A 26,158-nucleotide genomic window follows, 5' to 3' on the forward strand; every position below is an offset into this window, starting at 1 on the left:
GCTTAAATATTTCTGCCCCTAACTATAACACAGGATGGCAGCCTTCACAATATTTACCAGCTCTTGACCAGCTCCATATCGAAGGGAACTTCCTTGTAGAGACTGTCCTCGTCTTCCATCAGCTGCTGGAAAGCGGCCTCCCGCCGTATGTACCCCTCGTCGTAACCCAGATAGGACTTATAGGAACGCAGGTAGCCTTTTCCCATGCCTTCCCAGCTGCGGGTCACATTCTGCAGGCGCTTGCCGGCCGTATAGGCCACATTCAACGCTTCCCGCAGGGTAAGCAGCCCGGAAAGATAGCCCCAGCCGGCATTCTGCAAAGTGCGCAACAGCTGCCAAAGGAGATTTTCCCCAACCATATCCTGAATCGTCTCAATCAATTCCGCCCGCGTGGTAATTTCCCAGGAATCCCGCAGGATCTGCCGGCCATATTCCCGCCCCATAGGGTCAAAACGCGGCATGCCGCCGAATTCATGGACATCCATGCCATTGGCCATATTGTTGATGGCAGCGACGGCGCAAAGCCACTTGCGGAAATTCTCGTCCACCTCTTCCCAGGTCAGGTCATCCTGAGGACGGCGGATAAGCTTATCCTCCTCTGCCTGCCACTGGCGCAGCTGCGCCAGCACCGGCCGTTCCAGATGGGCACGGAAATCGTCCTCCTTCTCCCGCAGGGTATTCAGGCCGTACTGGTAGACGTCCTGCCAGATGAGCCAGGAAAAGAAGCGATATGCCTCCTCATGATAGAGCTGGAAACGATAGTCCTTGTCTCCCTGCATGCTGACCTCCAGGTACTCCACCCCCTCGCCCCGATAATAGATATTGAACCTCTGAACATCATTGGACTCATAGACCTGATCATAACCGGTCATGGTCAGCTTGTCATCCGGCTGAAGTTCAATGGTGCCCTCATATCCCCGGCTCCATAAACGGCTGAAAAATCCCTGTTTGCCCAAAAACTTTGCCTTAACGGAAAATGCTTCCATCCTTATCGCCCCTTCTTAAAGACATTCACTCCACTCACTGGTATCGTACATATGCTCCACTTCTTCCTGCGCCGGTTCGTAGCCTGCCTCGGCCGCCCGCTTGAGCACCTTGCGATAGGCAATCATCTCGCCATCTTCCTTGTAAAAATGGGCCAGCGCAAAGGCCCCTTCCAGATTTCCTTCCCCAGCGGCTTCGCGCACCAGCATGCGGGCTTTTTCATAATAAGCAGCGGCATCCTTGGCTATATAGGCTTTGGCCAGCATGACCCGGCCTTCATTCTGCCAGTCATTATCCACGCATTCTTCATAGGCCACCCGCTCCAGACAAGGGATAGCCGCTTCCAGATCATGCCACTCGCCTTCCTCATCAATGCAGAGATGCGCCCGGGCCAGCATGGCTTCATAATCCCCCATAGCGATGCTTTTCTCATAGCAGGCCACGCCTTTTTCGTAATCCGGTTCCGTGCCGATTCCTTTCAGATAACAGATGCCCAGTTCCAGCCAGGCGGCCGAATCGCCCATATGGGCAGCCTTTTCCAGATAATGCAGGGCCTGCGCGCCATCACCCTGAGCATTTTCCTTGTGGAGCTTGCCCAGAGAATACCAAGCCGATACCACATCGCTCGCATCCTTTGTCCGGGTCGCATTCAGAAACCAGATGGACGCTTCCTTGATGTCGTCACTATGGATGATGCCCAGCAGATTCATGGCATGCCCGCAGCCCAATTCTGCCGCCCGTTCCAGCACCGCAATCCGGCCCGGCCGGTCATCCTGCTGCTTGCATTTCTCAGCCAGACGCAGATAGTGATTCCACTGGCTCTTCTTTTCGGCATCTTCATCAGCCTGCCAATCCTGCCCCTGCAGACCTTCGTTTCCAGCCCAGCCTGCAAGGCAGGCCAGGGCCTCCGCCTGCTCGGTCACATCTTTGCAGACATAGTGGCCGCCCAGATACGCCTGCAGATAATAGCCGCTCAGGCCGTAACCCACAGCCAGATATTCGCTATCCGAGGTTTCCTTGTCCAGCACCACCGTTCCATAGCAATCCCGCGTCAGCAGTTCCAATGCCGCCCGCAACTCCTCTTCTCCGTAATGGACAAAGCCAATGCTCCGGCCACTGGGCAAATCAAGGGCCAGCCTCCAGGGGCGCCGCTTATCTGCCTGTGCCGTGCGCCGCTCCTGCCAGCCGCGAATTGTTTCCCCGTTCAAGGGGCCATCCTCTTCTTTTGTCTGGCTGTACAGCGTGATGGGATTCCGCTCCCAGGACATCTTCTCCAGCATGGCCTTGAAGCCCCCGTATTCCGTGGCCTCCTGCCGATATTTCTCCGCCATTTCCGCATCCCGGGGAATGCCGCCATAACCATTTGCATAGACCTCGGCCATCAGGTATTGCAGCAAAGCCCGCTTATAACCGGGCAGCAATGGCTCAGCTTCCTCCTGGCTCATTTCCTCCTGAATCGACAACGCCGCCAATTTCTCATCTGCCGGCGTGCCCTGCCCATAAAGCTTGCAGTAGCACATCATGGGCAACAGGACATCATATACATAAAAACCATGGAATTCCGCCCCCCTGGCCAATGCCCGCTCACACCATTCATAAGCTTTTGCAAAATCCCGCGGGAAAAAATCGCCCCAGAAATAGATATCGGCCACCTGATACATGGAATTCACATGCCCCTGTTCCGCCAGCGGCAGTAAATATTCCTCAAAAGCCCGCTGGGGATTCGCGGGGATGCCCTGCCCATGGCGCAACATGTAACCCAGATTGAAACGGGCATTGTCCAGCCCTGCTGCTGCAGCCTTTTCATAATAAGTCCGGGCCGCTTCATAGTTCTGCTGGTCATACAGATCTTCCCCACGGCTCCAAAGGACATGGGCAAAGCCCGCCTTGCAGAATCTGTCCTCCAGCTTCCGGTAATTGGCCACCAACTCCTCATTGCACTCTGCCTGCCCAATTATCCGCACACAGTCCTTATAAAGGTCAAGCGCCCAAGCCAAACCGCCCTCCAGGGCTTCCTCCAGATATGGCAGGGCCTTCCGGGCCCGCAACAGCGGAGCCTCTTGACTATCCTGCCCCAACAGGAGCGGTTCGGCACCATATTTATAAGCAGCCCCGACGAGGAAAGACATCATGGGTTCCCCATCCTTGCCCGTATAGGCCTTGGCCTCCTCCCAGGCGGCCTCTACCGATTCCCAGTGCGCCAGCAGTGCCTCCTGCTCCGTAGGGTAAAACCAGCGCTGCGCCACCGCGCATACTGCCCCTGCCGCGCTGCCGCCCGCAATGCTTTTCAGAATGTACGCATGTACCGTTTCCTCATCATTGACCTGCGGCAGGCCGCTGTTTTCCCATACGGCCCCCTGCCCCATATAGGTACGGGCCAGCAACCCCCAGGCATCTGCGTCGCCTGCTTCTGCCGCCTGCTGCAGCATATCCTGCCCCCGGCGTGCACTGTCCGCATCCGCATGACCCCAAATCAGTTCCACTGCCTCATGTACCGCTGGCGTAAATCGTTCCCCCATGTATCTGCCACACCCTTCTGTAATAATTTATATTATTTACCCTACAATAAAATTATTAAATTGGCATTAAATTAGTGACAATTACAATATAATAGGGAACATCTCCGCCGATTTTCCCGGAAATGTTCCCTAAAAAAACAATATTAAATGTCAAAATGACGGGTCAGCGTTATCGCAATGCCGTCTTCATTATTCGTAGCCGTGATTTCATCAGCCATCGCCTTGAGCTCGTCACAGGCATTGCCCATGGCTACGCCGTAACCAGCGAAGTCCAGCATGCTCATATCGTTCTGAGCATCACCAAAGGCCATAACCTCGGACTGTTCAATTCCCAAACGCTCGCAGGCCTGCTCCAGAGCACTGGACTTGCTCACGCCCTTCATCGTGGCTTCATAGAACCAGGGAGCCGACTGCACGAAGGACAGCTTATCCTCGAACCCCCTGCGGATATCAGCCAGATGCGGCACGAGGATGTCATTGGGGGCTGCCGTCAGGATCTTCACGGGGGAGAAATCCACGGCATCGGCGATATTGTCCACGATCTTTACCTGCATATTGTTGTTGCGGCACTCATCCATGACCTTATGACGGCGGGCATCCGTGGTATAGATGTACTTCCCATCATCCACGATGGGAGAAAGCTCCGGCCATGCTTCCAAATGGCGCAGGAACGATACGGCCGTCTCATTATCGATGGCACTGTCAAAGAGGATCTTGCCCGTGGTGGCATCCTGAATGCGGCCGCCGTTATAGGAAATCCGCAAGCCATGATAATCCTCCAGGCGCAGGGCATCGGCTTCCCGCTGCAGCCCTGGTGCCTGACGGCCCGAGACCAGCGCCACGATCACGCCCTGTTCCTGCACCGCCATCAAGGCATCGCGGGTACGCGGGGTAATAATCTTATCATCATTATTGAGCGTACCATCCAAATCCAACGCAATCATCTTATATTCCATAATTTACATTCCTTTCGTCAAAAAACAACAAAACCAATATAACACAAAGCCTGTCAGCTAGCAATACGCTGACAGGCCTTTTGAAACAAGGTTACGCAGATTCATGTTCCGGGACAATCATCAGCCGGAAGACCAGATAGCCCAGCCCATAGCCGATGATCATCATCACACACATGGGAATTGCCGTATTTTCTCCGGCAATCCCCACCAGCGGCATCATGCAGCCGCCTAAAATCATGGAGAAAAAGCCCAGCAAAGCGCTGGCACTGCCCGCATTCTTCCCCTGACGCGAAAGCGCCAACGAAAAGCTGGACGCCCCCAGCACGGACAACGGCGTAATCGTCAGGAAGAGCACCGGCAGGATAACGGCCATGCCAGCCCCCATTGAAAAAGCCAGCAAGAGGAGTACGGAACCAGCCAGAGGTACCAGCAGAGCCCCCCGCATCATCACCACATCGGCTACGCGCCCGGCCAGCCGCGCAGGCAGTGCGCCCGAAACCATCAGGCCAGCACCGATGCCGCCAAAGATCAGGCTGAACATCTGCGGCGATACCTGAAAGATATTCTGAAACACGAAAGACGAACCGGACAGATAAGAAAAGAACGCCCCAAACACAAAGCACTGCACCAGGCAATGTCCGAGAAAATAACGATTCCTGAGCAACATAGGGAACTTGGCGAAGGAATCCCCGAGTCCCTTGAGGCGCTTATCCGCAGGCAGGGTTTCCTTATAGACAAGCGTGGCCAGCAGCTGGAAAAGCCCCACTGCCACCAAAAGCACAAACACGCCGCGCCAACTGGCAAACAACAATATCTGCCCGCCAATCACCGGGGCAATGATGGGGGCCAGTCCATTGACCATCATGAGCATGGCGAAGAACTTCGTGAGCTCCGGCCCCTCGCATACATCACGGGCAATGGCCTTGGAAATCACGATGCCACTGGCCCCTGCAAATCCCGATACAAAGCGGAAGAACAGGAATACCATGATATCCTGCGCCCAGACACACCCTATGGTGGATAAGGTAAAGAACAACATTCCGATAGCCAGCGGCCACTTGCGCCCATAACGGTCACTGATGGGCCCGGCAAAAATCTGCCCCAGAGCCATGCCCAGCATGGTCATGGTCAGCGTCAGCTGGGCCAGTGAAGCCGTGATGCCCAAATCCTGCTGCATGGTGGGCAGCGCCGGCAGATACATATCCGTGGCCAAGGGTGCCATCGCCGACATCAAGCCCAAAAACACCGTCAGCCAAAGTTGTTTGCCCTTAGACATTGCCATATATTTATACCCTCCTGTCAACATTCCGATAAAGGGTTATTATAACACATTTCTTTCCTATTTCAATCAAAAAATCTTTCCCCGTTATCCACAATCGTCAGAAAAATATCAATATCCAAGCAAGCAAAAATCTTACACTTATCCACATTGTGCACAGTTTTTCCTGTGGAAACTGTGGATAAGTACCGTTTTTTCTGAAAAAACACTGAAAAATCGCCACGAAATCATCACTTATCCCTCTGTATGTTGTGGATAACTATGTGGATACAGCAGCGGCCCCCTTCAGACGGAAGTGAGTCCGCAGGACGCAAAGAGGGTAGCTCCTGAAGAGCCGGTTACTACCAGCCCGTCAAAGAGTTACCCTCTTCGGTCACTTACGCGACCACCTCCCCCTCAAGGGGGCGGCATGATATTTCTTACAGCACCTTGCTCAGGTAAGCCTTGATTTCGTCACCGTCTTCCATCTTCATCACGTCAGCGAGGATTTCCTTAGCCTTCGTGGAGCTGATGTTGCGGATTTTTTCCTTAACGCGCGGAATGGACGGAGCACTCATGGAGAGCTCGCTGATGCCCATAGCCATCAGGATAACAGCAGCGTTCGGATCGCTGGCCATCTCGCCGCACATACCAGCCCAGATGCCGTTCTCACGGGCGCTGGTGATCGTGCGCTGGATCAGCTGCAGTACAGCCGGGTTGAAGTGGTTGTAGAGCTCAGCGATGTTGGCATTACCGCGGTCGCAAGCCAGCGTGTACTGAACGAGATCGTTCGTACCGATGGAGAAGAAGTCCACGTACTTAGCCAGAACCGGCGTCATGACAGCAGCAGCCGGCGTCTCAACCATGATACCAACCTGAACATCTTCCGCATAAGCCTTGCCTTCATGCGTCAGTTCGAGCTTAGCTTCTTCGATGAATTCTTTAACCTTCTTGAATTCAGCCACGTTGATGACCATCGGTACCATGATGCCCACCTTGCCGTATACACCAGCGCGCAGGATAGCTTTCAGCTGCGGCAGGAAGAGATCCTTGCGCTGCAGGCTGATGCGGACTGCACGATAGCCCAGGAACGGGTTTTCTTCTTCCGGAATGTTGAGGTACGGCAGGGGTTTGTCACCGCCGATATCCATCGTACGGATAACGCAGAGGTTGCCCTGGCACTTTTCAACAGCTTCTTTATAAGCCTTGAACTGGTCTTCTTCGTTCGGGATGTCCTGACGGCCCATGAACACGAACTCAGAACGGAACAGGCCTACACCCTTGGCACCATATTTCAGGGCGTTGTCCACGTCCATATGCGTACCGATGTTAGCCATCAGGTCAACTTTCACGCCGTCCGTGGTAACAGCCGGCAGATCTTTGAGCTGTGCATAGTGAGCAGCCAGTTCCTGCTGCTTCTTGATCTTTTCGTTGTAACCAGCCAGTTCTTCTTCGCTGGGGTTCACGATGATCTTGCCTTCTTCACCGTCCATGATGACATGGTCGCCATCAGCGATCTTATCGATACGGTCTTCCTTGTTCAGGCCAACAATGGTGGGGATAGCACGAGCTTTAGCGATGATAACAGCATGAGCCGTCGTGGAGCCGGAACCCAGGATAACACCAGCGATCTTGTCCGTCGGCATACCTGCAATAACAGAAGGTTCGATTTCACGGCCGCAGAGGATAACCTTCTCATCACCCAGTTCCGGTTCCTTTACGCCCAGGATGTACTTAGCAACGCGCTTACCCACGTCACGGAGGTCAACGGCACGGGCTGCGAAGTATTCATCTTCCATCATCTCGAACATCTGTGCCTGTTCTTCAGCAGCTTTGAGCACAGCCTGCGGAGCATTAGCCTCTTCATCCAGCTTCTCCTCGATTTTCTGTGCCATCATCGGGTCCTGCACCATCATGCGATGAGCTTCCATGATGGCAGCCTGCTCTACCATGTCCTGTTTCTGCAGGCGTTCAATGTTTTCACGCAGGGTTTCTGCTACGGCCGTCAAAGCGTCCTGAGCCTTCTTGCTCTCTATTTCCTTGCTTTCGGGCTGATAGTTCACCAGATAACCATCCAGATTCTGGCCTGCCAGCATGATTTTACCGATGGCGATACCGGAAATAACGCCTTTACCTCTGATTGCGTCTGCCATTTTATTTCTTTCCCCCTGATATAGATACCATAAATGTTATTGATTCGTAAAAAACGCCTTCCTCCAAAGTCTCCATTCCTTGGAAAGAAGGCGCCCTAACCCGAAGGTCAAAAATTATTCTTCGCCGAACTTGGAATCAACGAGTTCCTTCAGAGCCTTAACTGCATCTGCTTCATCCGGACCGTCAGCAACAATCGTGATTTCCGTGCCCTGTACGAGACCCATGCTCATGATCATGAGAATGGACTTAGCATCTACAGTCTTGCCTTTAGCCTGGATCTGAACCTTGGACTTGAACTTCGTAGCCGTCTGTACGAAGATGGATGCCGGGCGGGCATGGATACCAGTTTTGTTTTCGATCGTTACAACTTCCTGAGTCATTTGAAAATCTCTCCTCTTCACATAACATATCCTAATCGCTTACAGCGATCTGCGAACATGAATTTATTTAACTGCCCTATATAAATGCAAACAGCGTGCCAACTTTTGAAATCTAGGTAAAAATTCCCCAAAATAAGTCCTGTGTCCTATTTTCAGGGGTTCTGCCAAAATGAAAAATAATATTTAATCCCCTCACTATGCAGGGGAACAATTATTATTTTGGTAAATTTTACCAATTTTATTGGTTTTACTGGTAAAATTTACCAAACATGGTATTTTTTACCAGCATCAGGACAATCCATATTTCCGTGCTTTAGCGGCAACGGTCTTATGGGTAATCCTGAGTTCCTTGGCCGCCGCGTTGAAGCTGCCACACTGTTTGAGCGCCTTGGCTATAATGCGCTTCTCATATTCCTCCCAAGGCAAAACAGCACTTTCCTCATCCAGCTGCCGGACTTCCCGATCAGCAGCTTCTCCTTTTATATAGGAAGGCAGCGCTGCCACCGTTATGGTATCGCTGTCCATCAGGGTGATCACCCGCTCGATGACATTTTCCAGCTCCCGCACATTTCCCAGCCACTTGTAACGCATCAGGATGTCCATCGCCTCGGGAGTGATGCTGCGGACAGCCTTGCCGGTAGTCACGCTGATCTTCTCAATGAAGTGCTCGACGAGCAATGGGATATCATCAATACGCTCCCGCAACGGCGGCAGGATGATGGGAATGACATTGAGGCGGTAATAGAGATCATCGCGGAAGGTACCATCCTTGACCATATCTTCCAGATGGCGGTTCGTGGCCGCAATGATGCGCACATCCACATGGACGGTTTCCTCGCCGCCCACGCGGTCAAATTCCTTCTGCTGCAGGACGCGCAGGAGCTTGACCTGCATCTTCTTGTCCATCTCCCCGATTTCATCGAGAAAGATCGTGCCATGGTCAGCCAGCTCAAACTTGCCTAATTTTCGCTTGACCGCGCCCGTGAAGGCCCCCTTCTCATGGCCAAAGAGTTCCGATTCCAAAAGCGTCCCGGGGATGGCGCCGCAATTCACCCGGATAAACGGCCCCCGCCGCCGCTCACTGGCATAATGGATTCCTTCGGCGATAACCTCCTTGCCTGTGCCGCTCTCGCCGCGGATCAGCACCGTAGCACCGGAATTCGCCGCCTTTGAGGCCAGCGCCAGCACATCAATGACCTTGCCGCTCTTGCCGATATAGTTAGCAAAAGCATTGGCGGTCTTCTTCGTGCGCAGAAGTTCCTGTTCCAGATATTCTGCCTTGGCCGATACCTGTGACAGGCGCGCCATCAGATTCTGCAGTTCCGTAATGTCCTTGATGACCGAAACCACGCCTGCAATCTCACCATTGACGAATATCGGATTGACATTGGCCACAACAGTGGTACCATCTTTCTTCCGGCTGATACTGCCAATGCGCGCCACGCCAGTACGCAGGACAGCACAACGATTCCCTTCCGGAGCCGTCTTGAAGACATTCTGTCCCATGACCATTTCCGGCGTTTTATGGACAATCCGCAAATAAGATGGATTGACATACGTGATCTCACCAGTACGATCCACCACACAGATGCCATCCTGCACTGCCTCCAGGATCATTTGCAGGCGTTCCTGCATCAAGGCATTTTCATGCAGGAGCTTATCCATCTCATGGATTTTTCCTGGCTCCCGCATCTCAAAATCGCCTTCCAGGAAGCGTACCATCTCATAAACGGCCTGTCGCCCGGCATCACCTTCGGCGGACACAAAAAGAGAATCCCCCTTGCCGATTTTGAGCGCCACCAATTTCATCAGGCTGCGCATCTCAAACCGCTCACTGCGCTGATTGCGCAAAAAAAGCGGCGTAGCATATTTCTCGCTGAGTTCCTGTGCCCGCTGGACAATCATCGCTGCGATGCGGGCGTGTATGCCGCTGTCATGATGCACCACGGCTTCCTGTTCATACATCACTTTCCATCGATCCTTTCTGCTCTTCATTATACTACAAAGACTTGCTAAAATCAGTGATTAACCAAAGGAATACAAAAATTTATCTGCCCAAATCCGTCAGAATATGATATACTGTGGGAGAAGGTTTGCTAATTTTGCACAAATGTGTAAATACTGGCAGGAAATTTTCTATAATTGTCGAAAAGTTTATAAGATGGTGAGTATAATGCTCACTTTCAGGAAGAGGTGAGAAACATGACATTCATCCTGATAACAGGCTCCATCATGACCATCAGCATCTTCCTCATATATCGACTATGTCACTTTTTTGATATCGAAATGAAGTGGACTTCGTTGGTGCTCTGTGCCGTGATGGCTTTTATCGTCAATGGCATGGCTATCACCATGAGTCCCTTCCTGGACAAAGGACACTATCTACGTCTGGGGATATTAGTCGTGACGGCAGCGGCAGTGGTAACTATCTTCAATGAACGCATGCTGCGCCGTGAGGAAGTCGTTGCCAATGGCTGTACACTTTTGCACACCGAAGCCCTGCCTATCGAAGATCAGCCGGAACCGCCTGCAGAAGACACCGTCTTCGAGGCCCGACGCAAAAAGACAGAAACGGCAGATGCAACAGCCGTTACGCCTCCAGCGAAAAAAGAGCCTGTTACCGAACAGGCCATCGCTAAGGAAGAACGTCCTGTAGAAGCAAAACCAAAAGCCGCCGACAAACCATCTGCAAAAGCAAAACCCGTTCCAGCAGATGATGCACAAACTGCGATAGCTGAAGCACAGCAAGCCGCGCAGGAAATGGCACGGCAAGAGGCAGAAGCCAAGGCCAAAAAGGCTGAAGCAGAAGCAGAGGCCATGGCCAAAGCTAAAGCCGAAAAAGCTGCCAAAGAAAAAGCCGCACAGAAGAAACGGCAGGAGGCAGCCCGCAAAAAAGCAGAAGCCAAAGCAAAGGCCGAAGCAGAAGCTAAAGCAAAGGCCGAAGCAGAAGCTAAGGCAAAGGCTGAAGCAGAAGCTAAGGCAAAGGCTGAAGCAGAAGCTAAGGCAAAGGCTGAAGCAGAGGCTAAGGCAAAGGCCAAAGCAGAAGCTGAGGCAAAAGCAGCTGCTAAGAAGGCACGCCGCGAACAGGAACAGGCTAAAAAACGTCAGGCACACGAACAGAAACTCAAACAGGAACTTTCCTCTATGGACAGTCTGGATGCCATTCTGGATTTCGCCTACGAAACAAAGGATGCCCAACCCAAAGATGCCATCTTTGCCTATCATGAGGCTATCGACCGTTACAGTGACGATGATTACACACCATTCCTCGTCATTGAACTCGGCAACCTCTATAAAGAACAGGCTAACTACAGCGGTGCTATCGCTACTTACAAACAGGCTCTTAAAATGCCTATCATTGCCCAAAACGATGCCATGTGTCAGGAATTCACCAAGAATATCCACTACCTTGGCACCGTTCAGGATATACTTGCCAAACATGCTGCGCTTTCAACGCCCTTCCCGCAGATACCGGGGAATATCATGCAGGAAATCGAAGACGAATTCCAGGCTCACAGTGGCAGCGCAAAATAATTGGAGGAATTATTAATGAAGAAAAGTGTAGAAATCCTTGGTCTTCCGATCATCAGCATCACAGAAGGCCGCGAGCTGGGCGTCAGCAAAACGCTCCTCATCGATGCCAAGAACGGCACGGTAGCAGCTATCACCATCGAGGATGCTGACTGGTACCGTGGTGTCAAACTGATTCCCTACGAATCCGTTATCGCCATCGGTGACGATGCCGTCACCATCACCAACAGCGAAAACATCCTGACGCTGGATGCTGCCGGTGATTACGAAGCGCTGCTGGATGAAAACATCCGCATCATCGACACCAAGGCCATCACCAAGTCCGGTACGATTCAGGGCAAGGTTACCGAGCTCTACATCGGCGACGATGGCAAAATTGAAAAATGCGAAATCACTGCACCCGATGGTACAACTTCCGATGTCGCTACCGACCAGATTTCCATCTTCGGTAAGCAGGTAACGGTTATTGATCCCACCGGGGAAAAAAAAAATAATGTAATGACCAGAACCGTTCCGGCAGCACCAGCTGCTCCGGAAAAACCAGCTGAACCCGAAGCCCCAAAGGCTGAGGAAGCTCCGGCTCCGGCACCTCAGGAAGAAGCTGCCAAGACGGAAGAAACTCCGAAAGCAGAAGAAGCTCCTAAGGCTGAAGAAGTCAAAGCTGAGGAACCGAAGGCAGAAGAAGCAAAACCGGAACCCAAGAAAGAAGCTCCCAAAGCAGCTCAGGCTCCCAAAGTAGAGCCGAAAAAAGAGGCACCGAAAGCCGATGCCGCAAAACAGGCTGCTGCAGACAAGGCATCGGAGGAACGCCATCGTCGATTTCTCCTGGGTAAAAAAGCCGCTCGCGACATTAAGATGGATAACGGCATCGTAATCGTCGAAGCAGGTCAGGACATCACCGAGGAAGTCCTCCAGAAGGCTAAACTGGCTAACAAATTCATCGAACTGTCCATGAACGTACAGTAAAACGTAAGCAAAAATGACCGCAACACATTGACGTTGCGGTCATTTTTTACTTATTTGTCTTCCGGAGGCATCTGCCCCAGTGCATACTCACAGCACTGCTTAACTAAATTATTGACAGAAACATTCTGCTCTTTCGCAACCTGTTCCAACTTATCTATCAATTCCTGTGGAAAACGAAATGTCTTATTCACCATATCCTGACTCTGTTTTACGACAAACAATCTTTAAAACTGCCTGCCCCCTATAATGGAGAGCGGTGGTCATTGAAAACTACATTTATTGTGTACTTTGCCATAGGTTCCAGTACAATCCTTTTTTCGCATCAGCTCTTCATGCGTCCCAACCATCTGGCAAGATACAGTTAAGCAATCAGGCATTACGGCTGCTCAAAAGCTTCAATCAGCTGCCTGCCACCATCCAGGAGTGGTATATTGCCCATATGGCATTTGATGTCAGGCGGAATCCTTCCTCTACCACTTATGCTTATGATGCCCCGACCGTTTCTTATGTCTCCGATAGCGGACAAAAAAAATAGGCATTCCGATTCGTATTGAATCGAAATGCCTATTTTTCTTTTTGCGATTGAATCAGCGTTCTGCTATGCACTCAGCCAGAAGATCCGCTACATGTTTCACTCTGACACGCGGGTTCTGCTGGTTAAGGCCGCCGCCTATCTGCATCATGCAGGCAGGGCAGGCCACAGCCACCGTATCGGCTTTGGTATTTTCGATATTCTCCAGTTTGTCATGGAGTATCGGTTTGGAAATTTCGCTGTACTTGACACCGAAGGCACCAGCCATGCCGCAGCAGCGGTCGCTGTCCTTCATCTCCACAAAGTCAGCACCCGTCATCTTGATGAGTTCACGCGGCTGCTCCCATACGCCTAAGCCGCGGCGCATATGGCAGGAATCGTGGTAGGTGATGCGGCTGCCGCGTTCAGCCTTCGGCAGAGTGCGGCCCTGAGCTTTGTACTGCTCAGCCACAAAGCTCGTGAATTCACGAACCTTGCTGGCGACTGCCTCTGCTCTGTTCCGCCACTGCACATCATCCTTGAAGAGTTCTCTGTAGGTATGTTCCAGAGTTTCTGCACAGGTCGGGCAGGCACTGATGATCACATCTGCCCCCGTAGCTTCAAGTGCTTCGATATTCTGCTTGGCAATGACCTTGCCTGTATCCCTGTCACCCATGCCCAGTACCGGTTTGCCACAGCAGGTCTGTTCCTGCGGATAAGCCACGGCAATATTGAGATCCTGCAGGACCTTGACCACGGATTCGCCTGTATCCGGGAATACGAAGTCCATATTGCAACCGCTGAAGAAGGCTGCCGTCATCACGGGATTCTTGGGATTATGTTTGCACAGATCTTCCGTCCGGTCACGCAAAGGTTCTGCCGCAATTGCCGGAAGGCTTCTGCCATCTGTCATGCCGGAGAAGAACAAGGGCAGATGGCGGATAAACTTGCCGGACTGCACGGGCTTCTGAGCCACGGAGCCGATGCGCAGGAGAGAATGGAACACCTTGCGGTGTGTGAGGATATGCTGGAATGCGGTTTTTTCCGGCATGGAAAGACCATATTTCTTCACATAACGTGCCCGGAGTTCGTCGATGAGATCCGGAATGGGGATTTCGCCCGGGCAGATAGTGGTGCACTGACGACAGCCAATGCAGAGGTCACTGAACTTGGAGAATGCCTCCATGTTGCCCAGCAGGCCTGTCAAGATGGCACCGATGCCGCCGGAATAGATATGTCCGTAAACATGGCCGCCGACCATGCGCCAGATGGGGCAGACATTCAGACAGGACGCACAGCGCACGCACTGATAGACCTGTTTCATCTTGGGGTCTTTGGCCGCTGCCAGACGTCCATTGTCCAGAAGGATCACATACTGCTTGCGGTTTTCTTCCACCCATTTGCCATCTTTCTTGTAGATGATGGGCGTCGGGCCGGAAACCATGGTCATATAGCTGGTCATGCGCTGGCAGGTGCCGTTGCGGGGCAGCAGGCGCAGGATCTTCGCTGCATCCTTGACCTTCGGAATCAATTTTTCATAGCCGATCAGCACCACATGGATCTTCGGCGTAGTCGTAACCAGACGGGCATTGCCTTCATTGGTCACCAGACCGATAGCACCGTTTTCTGCAATGCCGAAGTTAGCCCCCGTGATGCCCAGATCTGCATGCAGGAATTCCTCGCGCAGCACGCGGCGGGCCGTATGGATCATATAGGAGATGTCGCTGGGCACTTCCTCGTGCAATTCCTGTTCAAAGAAACCAGCGCACTGCTCCTTGTTGAGGTGGATAGCTGGCATAACCATATGTGAGGGTTTCTGGCCAGCAACGGACAGCATCCATTCGCCCAAATCCGTCTCTCTGACATGCAGGCCTGCATTTTCCAAGGCGCCATTGAGCTTGATTTCCTCGGTGGCCATGGATTTGGATTTGACGATGCGATGTACGCCGTTTTCCTCGCAGATCTGCAACAGGATCTTTTTCACGTCATCTCCGGTGGCAGCCCGGAAGACCTTGCCACCGCGTTCCTCGACCGAATGCTGGAATTCATCAGCCAGTGCATCGATATGGTCTACAGACCAGCGTTTCATGGTGCGCAGATCATCGCGCAGGTCATCAATACTGTCCACATTGGCATAAGCCTTGAGACGGGCCATGGGATATTCGGAGGTGAATTTGGCCAGCGCCCCCTGCATGACATTGTCATCGAGTTTATTATGGATTTCCTTGCGGATATTGCGTTTTTCTTTTACTGCCATGATCAAGCCCTCCTCTGTGCCGGTTCATCAACGGCAATCACGATAAATCTGCCGGGTCCATGTACCCCCAGACTCAATACGCGTTCAATGTCTGCCGTGCGGGACGGGCCGGTGATGAAGCCCATATACCCTTTTTTGTAAACCTTGGCAATCACTCGGAAGGCCGTGTCGATATTCTTCACCATATGGTCAGCCTGCAGGAAAACAATATGTGTCGGGGGCAGCATCCCCGTGACCCGGGATTCGTAGGAGGCTGTATCCACACAGACGCTGCCACTCTCCCCTACACCGAATTCTGCCGTCGAAATGCCCAAATCGGCCTGCGGTGCATGTTCAGCTATGTCAAACTTGTCCGTATAGACCGTGCGACCGCCGCTTTGCAAGTGATGATACATCATACCTAAGCGCGGATTTTCCTCCCCGCCTACAGCCAGAATCTTTCTGGCATCCATATCCTGCACCAGTCCCTGCAACAGCTGTTCAGCCTCCTGCCAGGTACCGGCATGGATCAGTTCTGTCGCTGCCGCCTTGGTATTCTCTGCGAATTCGTCCCAGTATTTACCACTGACCAGCTGCTCATCAAAGGCTTTCGCCGGCCAATCTGCACATACTTTTTCCATAAAGGCTCCCCCTTCTAGATAAAACCACTCTCCTATAATACCTATAAATTCATCATATGACTATTATATATTTATTTTCTGAAAATGTCAACTTTTCAATATAGGTATACACAATATAAGATAAAAAAATGAGGCCTGAAACGGCCTCATCTTTCCCCTTCGACGAAGGATATCTTATTGCATTTTTTCTCTGGCAAATTCCCGCAAGAGCTGCAAGTGCATATTCATATAGCTGGCTGCATCATTGGGATGGCCACCCTTTATGGCTTCGGCAATCTTGCGGTGATAGCGGATCGTATTGCTGTCCCGCTGGCTATCCTTTGTGATCTCAATGTTTTTGGCAATGGATGTATTGAGGATATAGGTCAGATTGCCGAAAACCCGGTTGCCGCTGGCTTCAGCGATCAAGCGGTGGAAACGTGCATCTGCCGCGACATAGGATTCACCTTCAGCGATGCAGCGTTCCACTTCATCTGCCTGTGCCACGATCGCTGCTTTTTCTTCCGGGCTGGCCTTGGTTGCGGCCAACCTTGCCACATGTGGCTCAAACAGCAGGCGCACGTCCAGCATATCGACGATCAGATTGTCATCCTCTTCGATAAAGGTCAGTCCCAGCGGATCATCGGGAATGCCCCGCTGATGGGAGACAAAGGAACCCGCCCCTTGACGGATATCGAGGATATTCCGGGCTGCCAGCAGCTTGATTCCCTCTCGCAGGGTTCCCCGGCCCACGCCCAGTTTTTCCATGAAAACGGGTTCTGTGGGCAGCTTATCTCCGGGCTGTAATTCATTCTTGATGATGTAGTTGATGATGGCCTGAGCGGTTTCCTCGGCCAGTGTTGCCTTGCTCATTATTTCTCAAATACGCTCATGTCCAGGCTATTGAAGCCGGCGAGCAACTCCTTTACTTTATCAGCGATGATTTTTACCCCGCCAGCTTTGCGGCTTTCTACGTTCAACGGCATGTTGGGATCATGCAGGGACATGCGCAGCAGTGCCCAGCCATCCGGGAATACCAGGCGCACGCCTTCATAGGACGGCTTGGCAATCTTGATGCCGGCTTCCACAGCACGTTCCTCAAAGGTCTTGAGTACGCCTTCGCCATAAGCACGGAAGTTCTCTTCGCCCTTGATTTTCAGGCGGAATTCCTGCCCTTCCACAGGCTCACCCAGCTTAGCGACCAGATCAGACAGTTTTTTGCCCTTGGCACGCGCCTTGGCAGCGGCAATCAGCAATTTCACGGCCAGATAAGCGCCGTCATCGAGGTAATAGTTCTCGGACAGAGCGCCATGGCCGGAGGTCTCGATGGCCAGCGGCGAAACCGTACCAGCCTTGTTCTGGCGGATGCACTCGTCGATGACATTCTTGTAGCCGCGCATATAACGCAGATGCTTGAGGCCCAGTTCCTTTTCAAGGAAAACGGTCAGCTCATCACTGGTCACGGAGTCTGTGATGATGGTGCTGCCCGGATAATCCGGTGCCAGGATGGCGGCCATCATGGCAATCAGGGCGTTGCGGCTGATTTCTTTGCCGTTCTTGAGCACAGCGCTCATGCGGTCAACGTCCGTATCGAAAATCAGGCCGAGGTCGGCACGGCTGTCCAGCACTGCCTTCTTGATGGCTGCCATGGCCTGCTTGTTCTCAGGGTTCGGAATATGGTTGGGGAAGTTGCCATCCGGTTCCAGGAAAACACTGCCGGAAGTATCAGCACCCAGACGGCCCAAAACCTGGGAGGCGAAGAAGCCGCCTGCACCGTTACCGGCGTCTACGACAATATGCATACCCTTGAGCGGTTCATTCTCCCCGCCCAGTGCCTGACGGATCTTCTTGCGCAGATGATGGCCATAGCGCTCAATCAGGTCGTATTTCTGTACTTTCGTCAAATCCCCTTCGACAACGGGGTTGCGGGAGGCATTTTTCAGGATGGCGATAACGTCATCATGTTCCACACCACCATCTTTGGTAAAGAATTTCAGGCCATTGCGATTATAGGGCAAGTGGCTTGCTGTAATCATGATGGAACCATCCATCTTGGTTTCCGGGAACACGATGGACATGAACATAGCCGGTGTAGAAGCCAGACCGCAGTCCACAGCCACAACACCAGCAGCCGTCAACGCGTTCAGCACGGCTTTCTTCAAGTCGCCGGCGGACAGGCGGGAATCATGGCCTACCGCAATGCGCAGGTCCTTTTTCTTCTTGCCAAGCTTTTCAGCCAGGAAATCCAGGAATCCGCTGGTGATGACATTGGCAGCTTCCACGCTCAACGTCACCGGTTCATCGGGCACACCTTCAATGGCTACACCGCGCACGTCACTGCCGTTAGCCAGTTTCATCAGATTTTTTTCTGGAATAATCATATATATGCCTCCCTTATGGTTTTCATCCAATATTATATCATTATTTCGCCACAGATTGGACTTTTTCCTGCCTAAAAACACACGCTAAAAACGTTCACAGCTTCTTCACACAATAAATTGCAGTTTGCTGATGCGAACTGGAACACAATTCGTCAAAAAGCAGTGGGGCGGCGGTGGGAATACTTTTTCGCCGCTCCACTAAATGACCCGCCAGCAGGAGTACGCATCTTCCAGCTACCTGCGCCGGGCAAGCCAACGGCGCTCCAATCAACGAAGCTTCCAGCCAATGCTGTTTGCGGGCCAGCCTTCACTTCGTTCAGGCAGTCGTTCCGTCGGCGAAAAAGCATCCCCACCGCCACCCAACGTTACGTTTGTGTATATTGCTATGTTCCAGCTGTAAGGTGCAAACACATCGATGTTCTTGTCACAGGAGAACCGAGTTCGTGCCAATTGCCAAAATCGTGCCTTAGGGCGAACGGGGGAGTGCTTTTTCTGTGGGAGCGATCGTCTGAGCGCAGCGAAGACCGGCCCGACGCAGGCAGCAGCTAAAGAGCACGCTGAAAAACGCGCCGCTGGCCTGCCCGGCGCAATCCAGCTAAACAACTCTAACCTTACAGGGAGGGTCGTTTAGCGGAAACAGAAAAAGCACTCCCCCGTGAACCCTTACGGCGTATGAACGGGATACCTTCAGCACGAATTCATCAGCAAACCGCAATTTGAAAAAGTCCGTTGACACTTTCTGTCAGCGGACTTTTTGTCTGTCAGGGAATAACGCCCTTCATCATCGATTCTTAGGCGAACGGATTTTCTGTGGGATAGAGCATGCCTTTCGGCTGGTTGAAGGAAATATCGCCAATGCCCAGATAGTTGAAGATGGAATACAGGCTCTTGCCGAAATGACCGAATGCCACTGCACCATGATGCGGGAAGCGCTTCTCGATCAGCACATGACGATAGAAGCGGCCCATTTCCGGGATGGCGAAGATGCCGATTCCACCGAAGGAGTTCGTAGCTGCCGGCAGGATCTCGCCCTGGGCAATATAAGCACGGAGCTGTCCATCGGACGTGCTCTGCAGACGGAAGAACGTGATATCGCCATCGGCAATATCGCCTTCGAGCGTGCCGCGGGTGAAGTCCGGCGTACCGCCATTTTCGAGCAGACGATTCTGGATCAGCTGGTATTTCACGCCACCTTTGCGCAGTTTGCAGAGCGGCGTATTACCGCAATGGAAGCCCATGAAGGTATCTTCGAGCTTATACTTGCCAGCGGGCTGGATGGATTCCTCATACATATCCTGCGGCACGGAATTGTTGATATCCAAGAGCGTAACCGCATCGCCGCTGACGCAGAGGCCGATGTATTCGCTGAGCGCACCATAGATATCCACTTCGCAGGATACAGGGATGCCACGGCTGACCATGCGGCTGTTGACATAGCAGGGTTCAAAGCCGAATTCTTTCGGGAAGGCCGGCCAGCATTTATCGGCAAAGGCCACATATTTGCGGGCACCTTTATGTTCTTCTGCCCAATCCAGCAGAGTCAGTTCAAACTGTGCCATACGGGGCAGCATTTCCGGATAAGGATTGCCTTCCTGGCCAAGTTCTTTGGCCATATCCTCAGCAACTTCCTTGATGCGCGGATCATCCTTATGCGCACGGTAAGCCACCAGCAGATCCAGCTCGGAATTTTCCTCGATCTCCACACCGAGGTCATAGAGCGGCTGGATCGGAGCGTTGCAGGCAAAGAAGTCCTGCGGGCGCGGGCCGAAGGTGATGATCTTGAGATCCTTGAGGCCCAGCAGCGTGCGGGCTACCGGCTGGAATTCTGCAATCATCTTTGCGAGGCCATCCGCCGTTCCTACCGGATATTCGGGGATAAAGGCTTTCAGATGGCGCAGGCCCAGATTATAGGAACAGTTCAGCATGCCGCAATAAGCATCGCCACGGCCATTGATGAGGTTCTTGCCCGTTTCCTCAGCAGCAGCCACATACATCACCGGGCCGTCAAACTCTTTGGCAATCAGGGTTTCCGGCGTTTCCGGGCCGAAGTTGCCCAGGAATACAGCCAGCGCATTGCAGCCAGCGTCTTTTGCTTCCTTCACCGCTGCCAGCATATCTTTTTCATTCTCTACAGTCTTCTGCACTTCGTACAGCTGGCCATAGTTTTTATTATAAGCTTCGACAATCGCATGACGGCGATTTTCCGACAGGGAAATGATGAAGCAGTCACGGCTGACCGAGATAATACCACATTTGACATTGGGAATGTTGCTCATAGACATGATAAAGCGCTCCTTTGTTTTACATCATATTTGCGTGCTCAAGCACGCTCATTACATGCAAAGCATAACACTCCTCCGCCAGTTTGTCAATCGTTTTATTTTGTTTTTTATTGTCATGCTAAAAAATACGCCGTATTTTATATTATTAGTGTGCTGTTGTTTGGGCATTAGGAAAATAAAAAATTGTCATACAAATGGTATTGCTTATTGTTTTCTCCTGTGCTATATTGATTACTGTGAGTTGCGTACATAAGCACGCAAATGTTTTAGGGGAGGCTTGAAAAATGAACTATTTGCTCGGCGTGGATATCGGCACCTCAGCCACCAAGACGGTACTGTTTGATGAAGAATGCCATGTGGTGACCGAGGCTTCCGCAGAATATCCCCTGTATCAGCCCCAGAACGGCTGGGCAGAACAAAATCCCAAAGACTGGTCGGCAGCTGCCGCCAGCACGATCCGTGAAGTGCTGGCCAAAGCACAGATCAATCCGACTGATGTCAAGGGTGTCGGCTTATCCGGCCAGATGCACGGCCTGGTGATGCTCGATGAGGCAAACGAAGTCATCCGCCCATCCATCATCTGGTGCGACCAGCGCACGGCGGCGGAATGTGCAGAGATAACGGCCAAGATCGGCAGGGAGAGACTGATTGAGATCACCGCCAATCCGGCACTGACCGGCTTCACCGCTTCCAAGATTCTCTGGGTGCGCAATCATGAACCGGAAAATTACCGGCGCTGCCGCCATATCCTTCTGCCTAAGGATTATGTACGATTCTGCATGACCGGCGATTATGCTACGGAAGTTTCGGATGCCAGCGGCATGCAGCTTCTCGATGTGCCGAAGCGTCAGTGGTCGGATGAGATCCTGGAAAAGCTCGACATCGACAAGGATCTGTTGCCTAAGGTCTATGAATCCCCTGAGGCAACGGGGCATATCAGCGCTGAATTCGCCCAGCTGACCGGCCTGACTACGGACTGCGTGGTAGCAGGCGGGGCTGGCGACAATGCAGCCGCCGCAGTAGGCACTGGCGTCGTGGAAGACGGCAAAGCCTTTACTACGATCGGCACCAGCGGTGTGGTCTTCGCTCATACGAGCAGCCCCCGCATCGACCCACAGGGGCGCGTACATACCTTCTGCTGCGCCGTACCAGGCTGCTGGCATGTGATGGGCGTGACCCAGGCCGCCGGACTTTCCCTCAAATGGTTCCGGGAAAACCTGGCGGAGAATATGGATTACAACGCTATCAATGAAGCCATCAACAGCGTCCCCAGAGGCAGCCGCCGGCTCCTCTACCTGCCCTATCTGATGGGCGAACGCACGCCGCATCTCGATCCCGATTGCCGTGGCGCATTCTTCGGCCTGTCTGCCATGCACAAACGTGCTGACATGCTGCGGGCTGTGATGGAAGGCGTCAGCTATTCCCTGCGCGATTGCTGGGATATCCTCAAGGAAATGGACGTGGAAGTCACGGACATGATGGCCTGCGGCGGTGGCAGCAAGAGCCCCATCTGGCGTCAGATGCTGGCAGATATGTATGACTGTCCCGTAAAGACCGGCAGCGAGGCCGGCGGCCCGGCATTGGGCGTAGCTATCCTGGCCGGCGTGGCAGCAGGCATCTTCACCGATGTCCCCAGCGCCTGCCGCAAATACATCAGTACCACGGCAGTATGCCAGCCGGAAGCGGAAGCGCATCAATATTATGAACGCGGCCATCAGCTTTACCAGAAACTCTATCAGCAGCTTAAAGACTGCTATCAGGAATTGTCTTTGTTATAACCGTATCCCTATATTTATCTCGAAATAAGAAAGGATGTTGGTGTTATTATGGAGAGCATGTCAGTACACGCCCCGAGCGTGGATATGGAAAAACGGGCGTCACGTTTGAAGGTTTTCATCTACTTTGCCGCTGGTATGGCCGGACTGTTGTTCGGTCTTGACCAGGGCGTCATTTCCGGTGCACTGCCATTCATCAGTCAGGAATGGAATCTGAGCAGCAGTGCACAGGAATGGGTTGTAAGTTCCATGATGGTAGGTGCTGCCGCTGGTGCCATTGCAGCTTCCTTCCTGGCCAAACAGATTGGGCGCAAGAAGAGCCTGATGATCGGGGCCTTCCTCTTCATTGCCGGTTCCCTGGGCTCCGGTCTGGCTGGCAATGTGGATATGCTGATCATTTCCCGCCTGGTATTGGGCTTATCCGTCGGCATTGCCTCTTATACGGCGCCGCTGTACCTGGCTGAAATGGCAGATAAAGATGCCCGCGGCAAGGTGATTTCCGGCTATCAGCTGATGGTCACCGTAGGTATCCTGGCCGCCTTCCTCTCGGATACAGCCTTCAGTTATACAGGCAACTGGCGCATGATGCTCATGGTCATTGCCATCCCGGCGGTAGTCCTGATCATGACGGTCATCAAACTGCCGGACAGCCCGCGCTGGCTGGCAGCAGTTGGCCGTACCGAAGAAGCAGACGAAGTCATCAAGAGCCTGAATCCTGACCCCAAGGCCGCTGACGAAGAAATGGCCGATATCAAGGAATCCCTGAAGGTGAAACAGGCTGGCTGGCAGCTTTTCAAAACCAACAGCAATGTTCGCAGAGCCGTATTCTTAGGCGTACTCCTGCAGGCCATGCAGCAGTTCACCGGTTTCAATGTCATCATGTATTATTCTCCGAAGATCCTGAGCCTGGCTGGTTTCTCCACTACTGAAGAACAAATGATTGGTACGGTTATCAACGGTATCGTATTCACCTTGTCCACCTTTATCGCTATCTGGATGGTCGATAAGTCTGGCCGTAAACCGGCACTGAAAGTCGGCTTCGGTGTCATGGCTGCTTCCATGGCCGTTGTGGGCTGGTGCATGTCCCTGCTGGAAAGCGGTGCGGCAGCCACCTGGGTATCCTATCTTGCCGCCATCATGACTATGGTCAGCATTGCCGGTTTCGGCATGAGCGCCGGTCCGATTGTCTGGGTGCTCTGCTCCGAGATCCAGCCCCTCAAGAGCCGCGAATTCGGTATCGCCTGCTCCACGATGACCAACTGGATCACCTGTGCCATTGTCGGTGCCACCTTCCTTTCCCTCGTGGACACGCTGGGTTCGGCACATACCTTCTGGCTCTATGCCCTGCTTAACGGCTTCTTCATCGCCCTGACCATGATGTATGTACCGGAAACCAAAAATGTTTCTTTGGAAAAAATCGAACATAATCTCCTTTCCGGTAAAAAATTGCGCAATATTGGCGTATAATATAAGTATTATGAATTATTTGAGGTGTTAATCATGAAAACAGTAATGGATGCAGAATTCCGCGCTTATGGCCGCGTCCTGGATGTGGATACCCAGGAATTCGTCGATGCCATCAACGCTCACAAAGAAGTACCCGCTGGCGAAGTTGTCTATGAACCTTCCGTAGCAGAATTTGAAAAACTGCCGCTCTACAAGGAGATGACGGAATCCGTTTACGGTGATATGCCCGTGGAATTCGGCCATTGCAGCGGCTGGAACAAGACGCTGAACGCGCTCGAATACCACCGCAGCTCCGAAATCGACATCGCTGCTACCGATCTGGTACTGATGCTGGGCCGTCAGCAGGATATCGATCCGGAAAATTACACCTACGATACCGATAAAGTAGAATGCTTCAAAGTTCCTGCAGGAACCGCTGTGGAACTCTATGCCACCACCCTGCACTATGCCCCCTGCGGCGTGGATGGTCAGGAATTCCGCTGTGGCGTGGTGCTGCCCCGTCATACCAACGAAGAGCTGAAATCCCAGCCCGAAGCCAAAGGCGAAGATGAACTGCTCTTTGCCGTCAACAAATGGCTGATTGCCCATAAAGACAGCGGGCTGGAAAAAGAAGGCGCCTGGATTGGCCTGCAGGGCAAAAACATAACTTTGGCGTAATCATAAGGGAGGCTGCACATACAGCCTCCTTTGACGTTTGCAGCATAACCTGTTAAAATAACAGAAAAAATTGAGGGAATGCGGGTGGTAATATGGTCACGATGAAGAAGATTGCCGAAATCTGCGGTGTATCCCGCGGGACAGTGGACAGAGCGTTGAATGCCCGGGGCCGGGTAAGCGAAGAAACAGCGGAAAACATCCGCAACGTCGCCCGCCAGCTGGGATACGAGCCAAACCCTGCGGGCAAGGCCCTGGCCGCCCGCAAAACCAGACCGGTGATTGGCGTAGTCATTCCCTCCGAAGGCAATCCTTTTTTCACCGAAGTGCTGCGGGGTATGGAAGATGCCGCCAAGGAATATGAGATCTATGGCCTGCAGATCAAATACTACAAAGTCAAGGGCTATGATGTGCAGCAGCAATTGAGCCTGCTGCAGGAAATCACCCCGGAAATACAGGCTTTGGTCATCAATCCGATCAATGAAACCGTCATTGCCGAACAGCTCAATGCCATGATTGCCCAGGGCATCTTCGTCGTCACCGTCAATAACGACATCGCGGGAACCAACCGCCATTGTTATGTAGGCAGCGACTACTACAATGGCGGCACAACCGCCTGTGCCCTCCTGGAAGCCCTGCTGGGGCAATCCGCCCGCATCGCCCTGGTCCTGGGCAACCAGAATGTGCTGGGGCACCGCCAGCGCCTGGAAGGCTTCCGGCATCGCACGGAACGCGTCAACGACTTCCAGATTGTCGAAGTGCTGGAACATGAAGATGATGACATCTTAGCCTATGACGGCACCCGAAAACTCCTGCAGGAGCATCCGGAGATCAACGCCATCAGCATCCTGGCCGCAGGAGTCTACGGAACCTGCCGCGCAGTGATGCAGCTGCCAGAAGAAAAACGGCCTTTGGTCATTGCCTTCGACACCGTGCCCACCACCGTGGAAATGATGGAATTCGGCCTGATAAAAGCCACCATCTACCAGCACCCCTACCGGCAGGGCCATACCGCTATCAACAAAGCTTTCGAATATCTCGTGCATGGCCGTCAGCCGGAAAAAGACAGCTATATCCTCAAGAACGAGATCAAACTGCTGGAAAATCTCTGATCCGAAAAGAAAAGAGGCCATGAAGAAGGCAAAAAAGGGGCTGTGAAATAACACGCCCCCTTATAACAAAGGCGGTTAGCTGACTAAAACCAAGTCAGCTAACCGCCTTTTGTGGTAAAATTTACTTGCTATGAAAAATTCAACCACCAATTATTCTAAACCAAAACAGGCTGTTTTGCCAATATTTATTTCAGATTATCTGGATATCTGTGATCCGGTGCTGGTTTTCGACCGATTTATGGAGGAAATCGACTTGGAGAAGTATCTGAATCAGATTCCGGCTCATGTTGCCGGGCGTATCAGGTACAACCCGGCCAGCATGCTGAAAACAGTGCTATTCGGATTCATGACCTACGGTTATATCTCACTGCG

The 26,158-nt window shown here is 52.5% G+C and carries 20 protein-coding genes and 1 pseudogene; 7 read left to right on the forward strand and 14 right to left on the reverse strand.

The window, feature by feature from the left end:
- Nucleotides 1–53 precede the first annotated feature (53 nt).
- The 7 genes from BUB68_RS14915 to BUB68_RS11625 form a co-directional block, all read right to left on the reverse strand.
- Nucleotides 54–986 carry a DUF1266 domain-containing protein gene (locus tag BUB68_RS14915; RefSeq protein WP_081371985.1) on the reverse strand — a complete coding sequence of 311 codons (933 nt, stop codon included), beginning with the start codon at nucleotides 984–986 and terminating at the stop codon, nucleotides 54–56.
- A 15-nt stretch (nucleotides 987–1,001) separates the two neighbouring features.
- A complete protein-coding gene (locus BUB68_RS11600) occupies nucleotides 1,002–3,503 on the reverse strand; it encodes a tetratricopeptide repeat protein (RefSeq protein ID WP_073091529.1) in 2,502 nt (833 codons plus the stop codon).
- A gap of 143 nt (nucleotides 3,504–3,646) precedes the next feature.
- Nucleotides 3,647–4,459 carry a Cof-type HAD-IIB family hydrolase gene (locus BUB68_RS11605; protein WP_073091531.1) on the reverse strand — a complete coding sequence of 271 codons (813 nt, stop codon included), beginning with the start codon at nucleotides 4,457–4,459 and terminating at the stop codon, nucleotides 3,647–3,649.
- Between the two features lie 91 nt (nucleotides 4,460–4,550).
- The gene (locus tag BUB68_RS11610) at nucleotides 4,551–5,741 is read right to left on the reverse strand and encodes a multidrug effflux MFS transporter (protein WP_178139523.1); all 1,191 of its coding nucleotides are present in this window, start codon (nucleotides 5,739–5,741) and stop codon (nucleotides 4,551–4,553) included.
- A 416-nt stretch (nucleotides 5,742–6,157) separates the two neighbouring features.
- Nucleotides 6,158–7,870 (reverse strand): phosphoenolpyruvate--protein phosphotransferase, encoded by a 1,713-nt coding sequence (ptsP, locus tag BUB68_RS11615; RefSeq protein WP_073091534.1) that lies wholly within the window; start codon nucleotides 7,868–7,870, stop codon nucleotides 6,158–6,160.
- Between the two features lie 114 nt (nucleotides 7,871–7,984).
- Nucleotides 7,985–8,251, reverse strand: coding sequence for an HPr family phosphocarrier protein (locus tag BUB68_RS11620; RefSeq protein WP_014425795.1), 267 nt, complete (start codon nucleotides 8,249–8,251; stop codon nucleotides 7,985–7,987).
- Between the two features lie 288 nt (nucleotides 8,252–8,539).
- Nucleotides 8,540–10,216: a sigma 54-interacting transcriptional regulator gene (locus tag BUB68_RS11625; RefSeq protein WP_081371986.1), complete on the reverse strand. Its 1,677-nt coding sequence runs from the start codon at nucleotides 10,214–10,216 to the stop codon at nucleotides 8,540–8,542.
- Nucleotides 10,217–10,453: 237 nt separating this feature from the next.
- Here BUB68_RS11625 and tolA point away from each other — a divergent pair, with 237 nt between their 5' ends.
- Nucleotides 10,454–11,785, forward strand: coding sequence for a cell envelope integrity protein TolA (tolA, locus tag BUB68_RS15300; protein WP_073091539.1), 1,332 nt, complete (start codon nucleotides 10,454–10,456; stop codon nucleotides 11,783–11,785).
- 15 nt (nucleotides 11,786–11,800) lie between these two features.
- Nucleotides 11,801–12,748: a PRC-barrel domain-containing protein gene (locus tag BUB68_RS11635; protein WP_073091541.1), complete on the forward strand. Its 948-nt coding sequence runs from the start codon at nucleotides 11,801–11,803 to the stop codon at nucleotides 12,746–12,748.
- A 50-nt stretch (nucleotides 12,749–12,798) separates the two neighbouring features.
- On the opposite strand, the gene BUB68_RS11640 is transcribed toward BUB68_RS11635, so the two are convergent.
- The 7 genes from BUB68_RS11640 to BUB68_RS11665 form a co-directional block, all read right to left on the reverse strand.
- Nucleotides 12,799–12,942, reverse strand: a complete 144-nt coding sequence (locus BUB68_RS11640; protein WP_256625916.1) for an Arc family DNA-binding protein — start codon at nucleotides 12,940–12,942, stop codon at nucleotides 12,799–12,801.
- 393 nt (nucleotides 12,943–13,335) lie between these two features.
- The gene (gene ldhH / locus BUB68_RS11645) at nucleotides 13,336–15,516 is read right to left on the reverse strand and encodes an L-lactate dehydrogenase (quinone) large subunit LdhH (protein ID WP_073091545.1); all 2,181 of its coding nucleotides are present in this window, start codon (nucleotides 15,514–15,516) and stop codon (nucleotides 13,336–13,338) included.
- 2 nt (nucleotides 15,517–15,518) lie between these two features.
- The gene (locus tag BUB68_RS11650; protein ID WP_073091547.1) at nucleotides 15,519–16,136 is read right to left on the reverse strand and encodes a LutC/YkgG family protein; all 618 of its coding nucleotides are present in this window, start codon (nucleotides 16,134–16,136) and stop codon (nucleotides 15,519–15,521) included.
- Between the two features lie 174 nt (nucleotides 16,137–16,310).
- Entirely contained in the window at nucleotides 16,311–16,988 is a 678-nt protein-coding gene (locus BUB68_RS11655) for a FadR/GntR family transcriptional regulator (RefSeq protein WP_073091549.1), read from the reverse strand.
- Nucleotides 16,988–18,496 (reverse strand): phosphohexomutase domain-containing protein, encoded by a 1,509-nt coding sequence (locus BUB68_RS11660; protein ID WP_073091551.1) that lies wholly within the window; start codon nucleotides 18,494–18,496, stop codon nucleotides 16,988–16,990. The genes BUB68_RS11655 and BUB68_RS11660 overlap by 1 nt, the downstream gene beginning before the upstream one ends.
- A gap of 152 nt (nucleotides 18,497–18,648) precedes the next feature.
- Nucleotides 18,649–18,843 carry a hypothetical protein gene (locus BUB68_RS15455; protein WP_218587699.1) on the reverse strand — a complete coding sequence of 65 codons (195 nt, stop codon included), beginning with the start codon at nucleotides 18,841–18,843 and terminating at the stop codon, nucleotides 18,649–18,651.
- Nucleotides 18,844–19,287: 444 nt separating this feature from the next.
- Nucleotides 19,288–20,778: an L-fucose/L-arabinose isomerase family protein gene (locus tag BUB68_RS11665; RefSeq protein ID WP_073091553.1), complete on the reverse strand. Its 1,491-nt coding sequence runs from the start codon at nucleotides 20,776–20,778 to the stop codon at nucleotides 19,288–19,290.
- Nucleotides 20,779–21,062: 284 nt separating this feature from the next.
- On the opposite strand from BUB68_RS11665, the gene xylB reads away from it, so the two are divergent.
- The 5 genes and pseudogenes from xylB to BUB68_RS15460 all read left to right on the forward strand — a co-directional run.
- Nucleotides 21,063–22,556 (forward strand): xylulokinase, encoded by a 1,494-nt coding sequence (gene xylB, locus BUB68_RS11670; RefSeq protein WP_073091555.1) that lies wholly within the window; start codon nucleotides 21,063–21,065, stop codon nucleotides 22,554–22,556.
- Between the two features lie 57 nt (nucleotides 22,557–22,613).
- On the forward strand, nucleotides 22,614–24,020 hold the full coding sequence (locus tag BUB68_RS11675; RefSeq protein ID WP_371914864.1) for a sugar porter family MFS transporter: 1,407 nt from the start codon (nucleotides 22,614–22,616) through the stop codon (nucleotides 24,018–24,020).
- 33 nt (nucleotides 24,021–24,053) lie between these two features.
- Nucleotides 24,054–24,677, forward strand: a complete 624-nt coding sequence (locus BUB68_RS11680; RefSeq protein ID WP_073091560.1) for a DUF4867 family protein — start codon at nucleotides 24,054–24,056, stop codon at nucleotides 24,675–24,677.
- Nucleotides 24,678–24,769: 92 nt separating this feature from the next.
- On the forward strand, nucleotides 24,770–25,786 hold the full coding sequence (locus BUB68_RS11685) for a LacI family DNA-binding transcriptional regulator (protein ID WP_073091562.1): 1,017 nt from the start codon (nucleotides 24,770–24,772) through the stop codon (nucleotides 25,784–25,786).
- Between the two features lie 175 nt (nucleotides 25,787–25,961).
- Nucleotides 25,962–26,158: pseudogene (locus BUB68_RS15460) on the forward strand (IS1182 family transposase); the annotation flags it as partial.

Origin of the sequence: Pseudoselenomonas ruminantium (assembly GCF_900142515.1) — a bacterium.
GTDB classification, from domain to species: domain Bacteria; phylum Bacillota; class Negativicutes; order Selenomonadales; family Selenomonadaceae; genus Selenomonas_A; species Selenomonas_A ruminantium_D.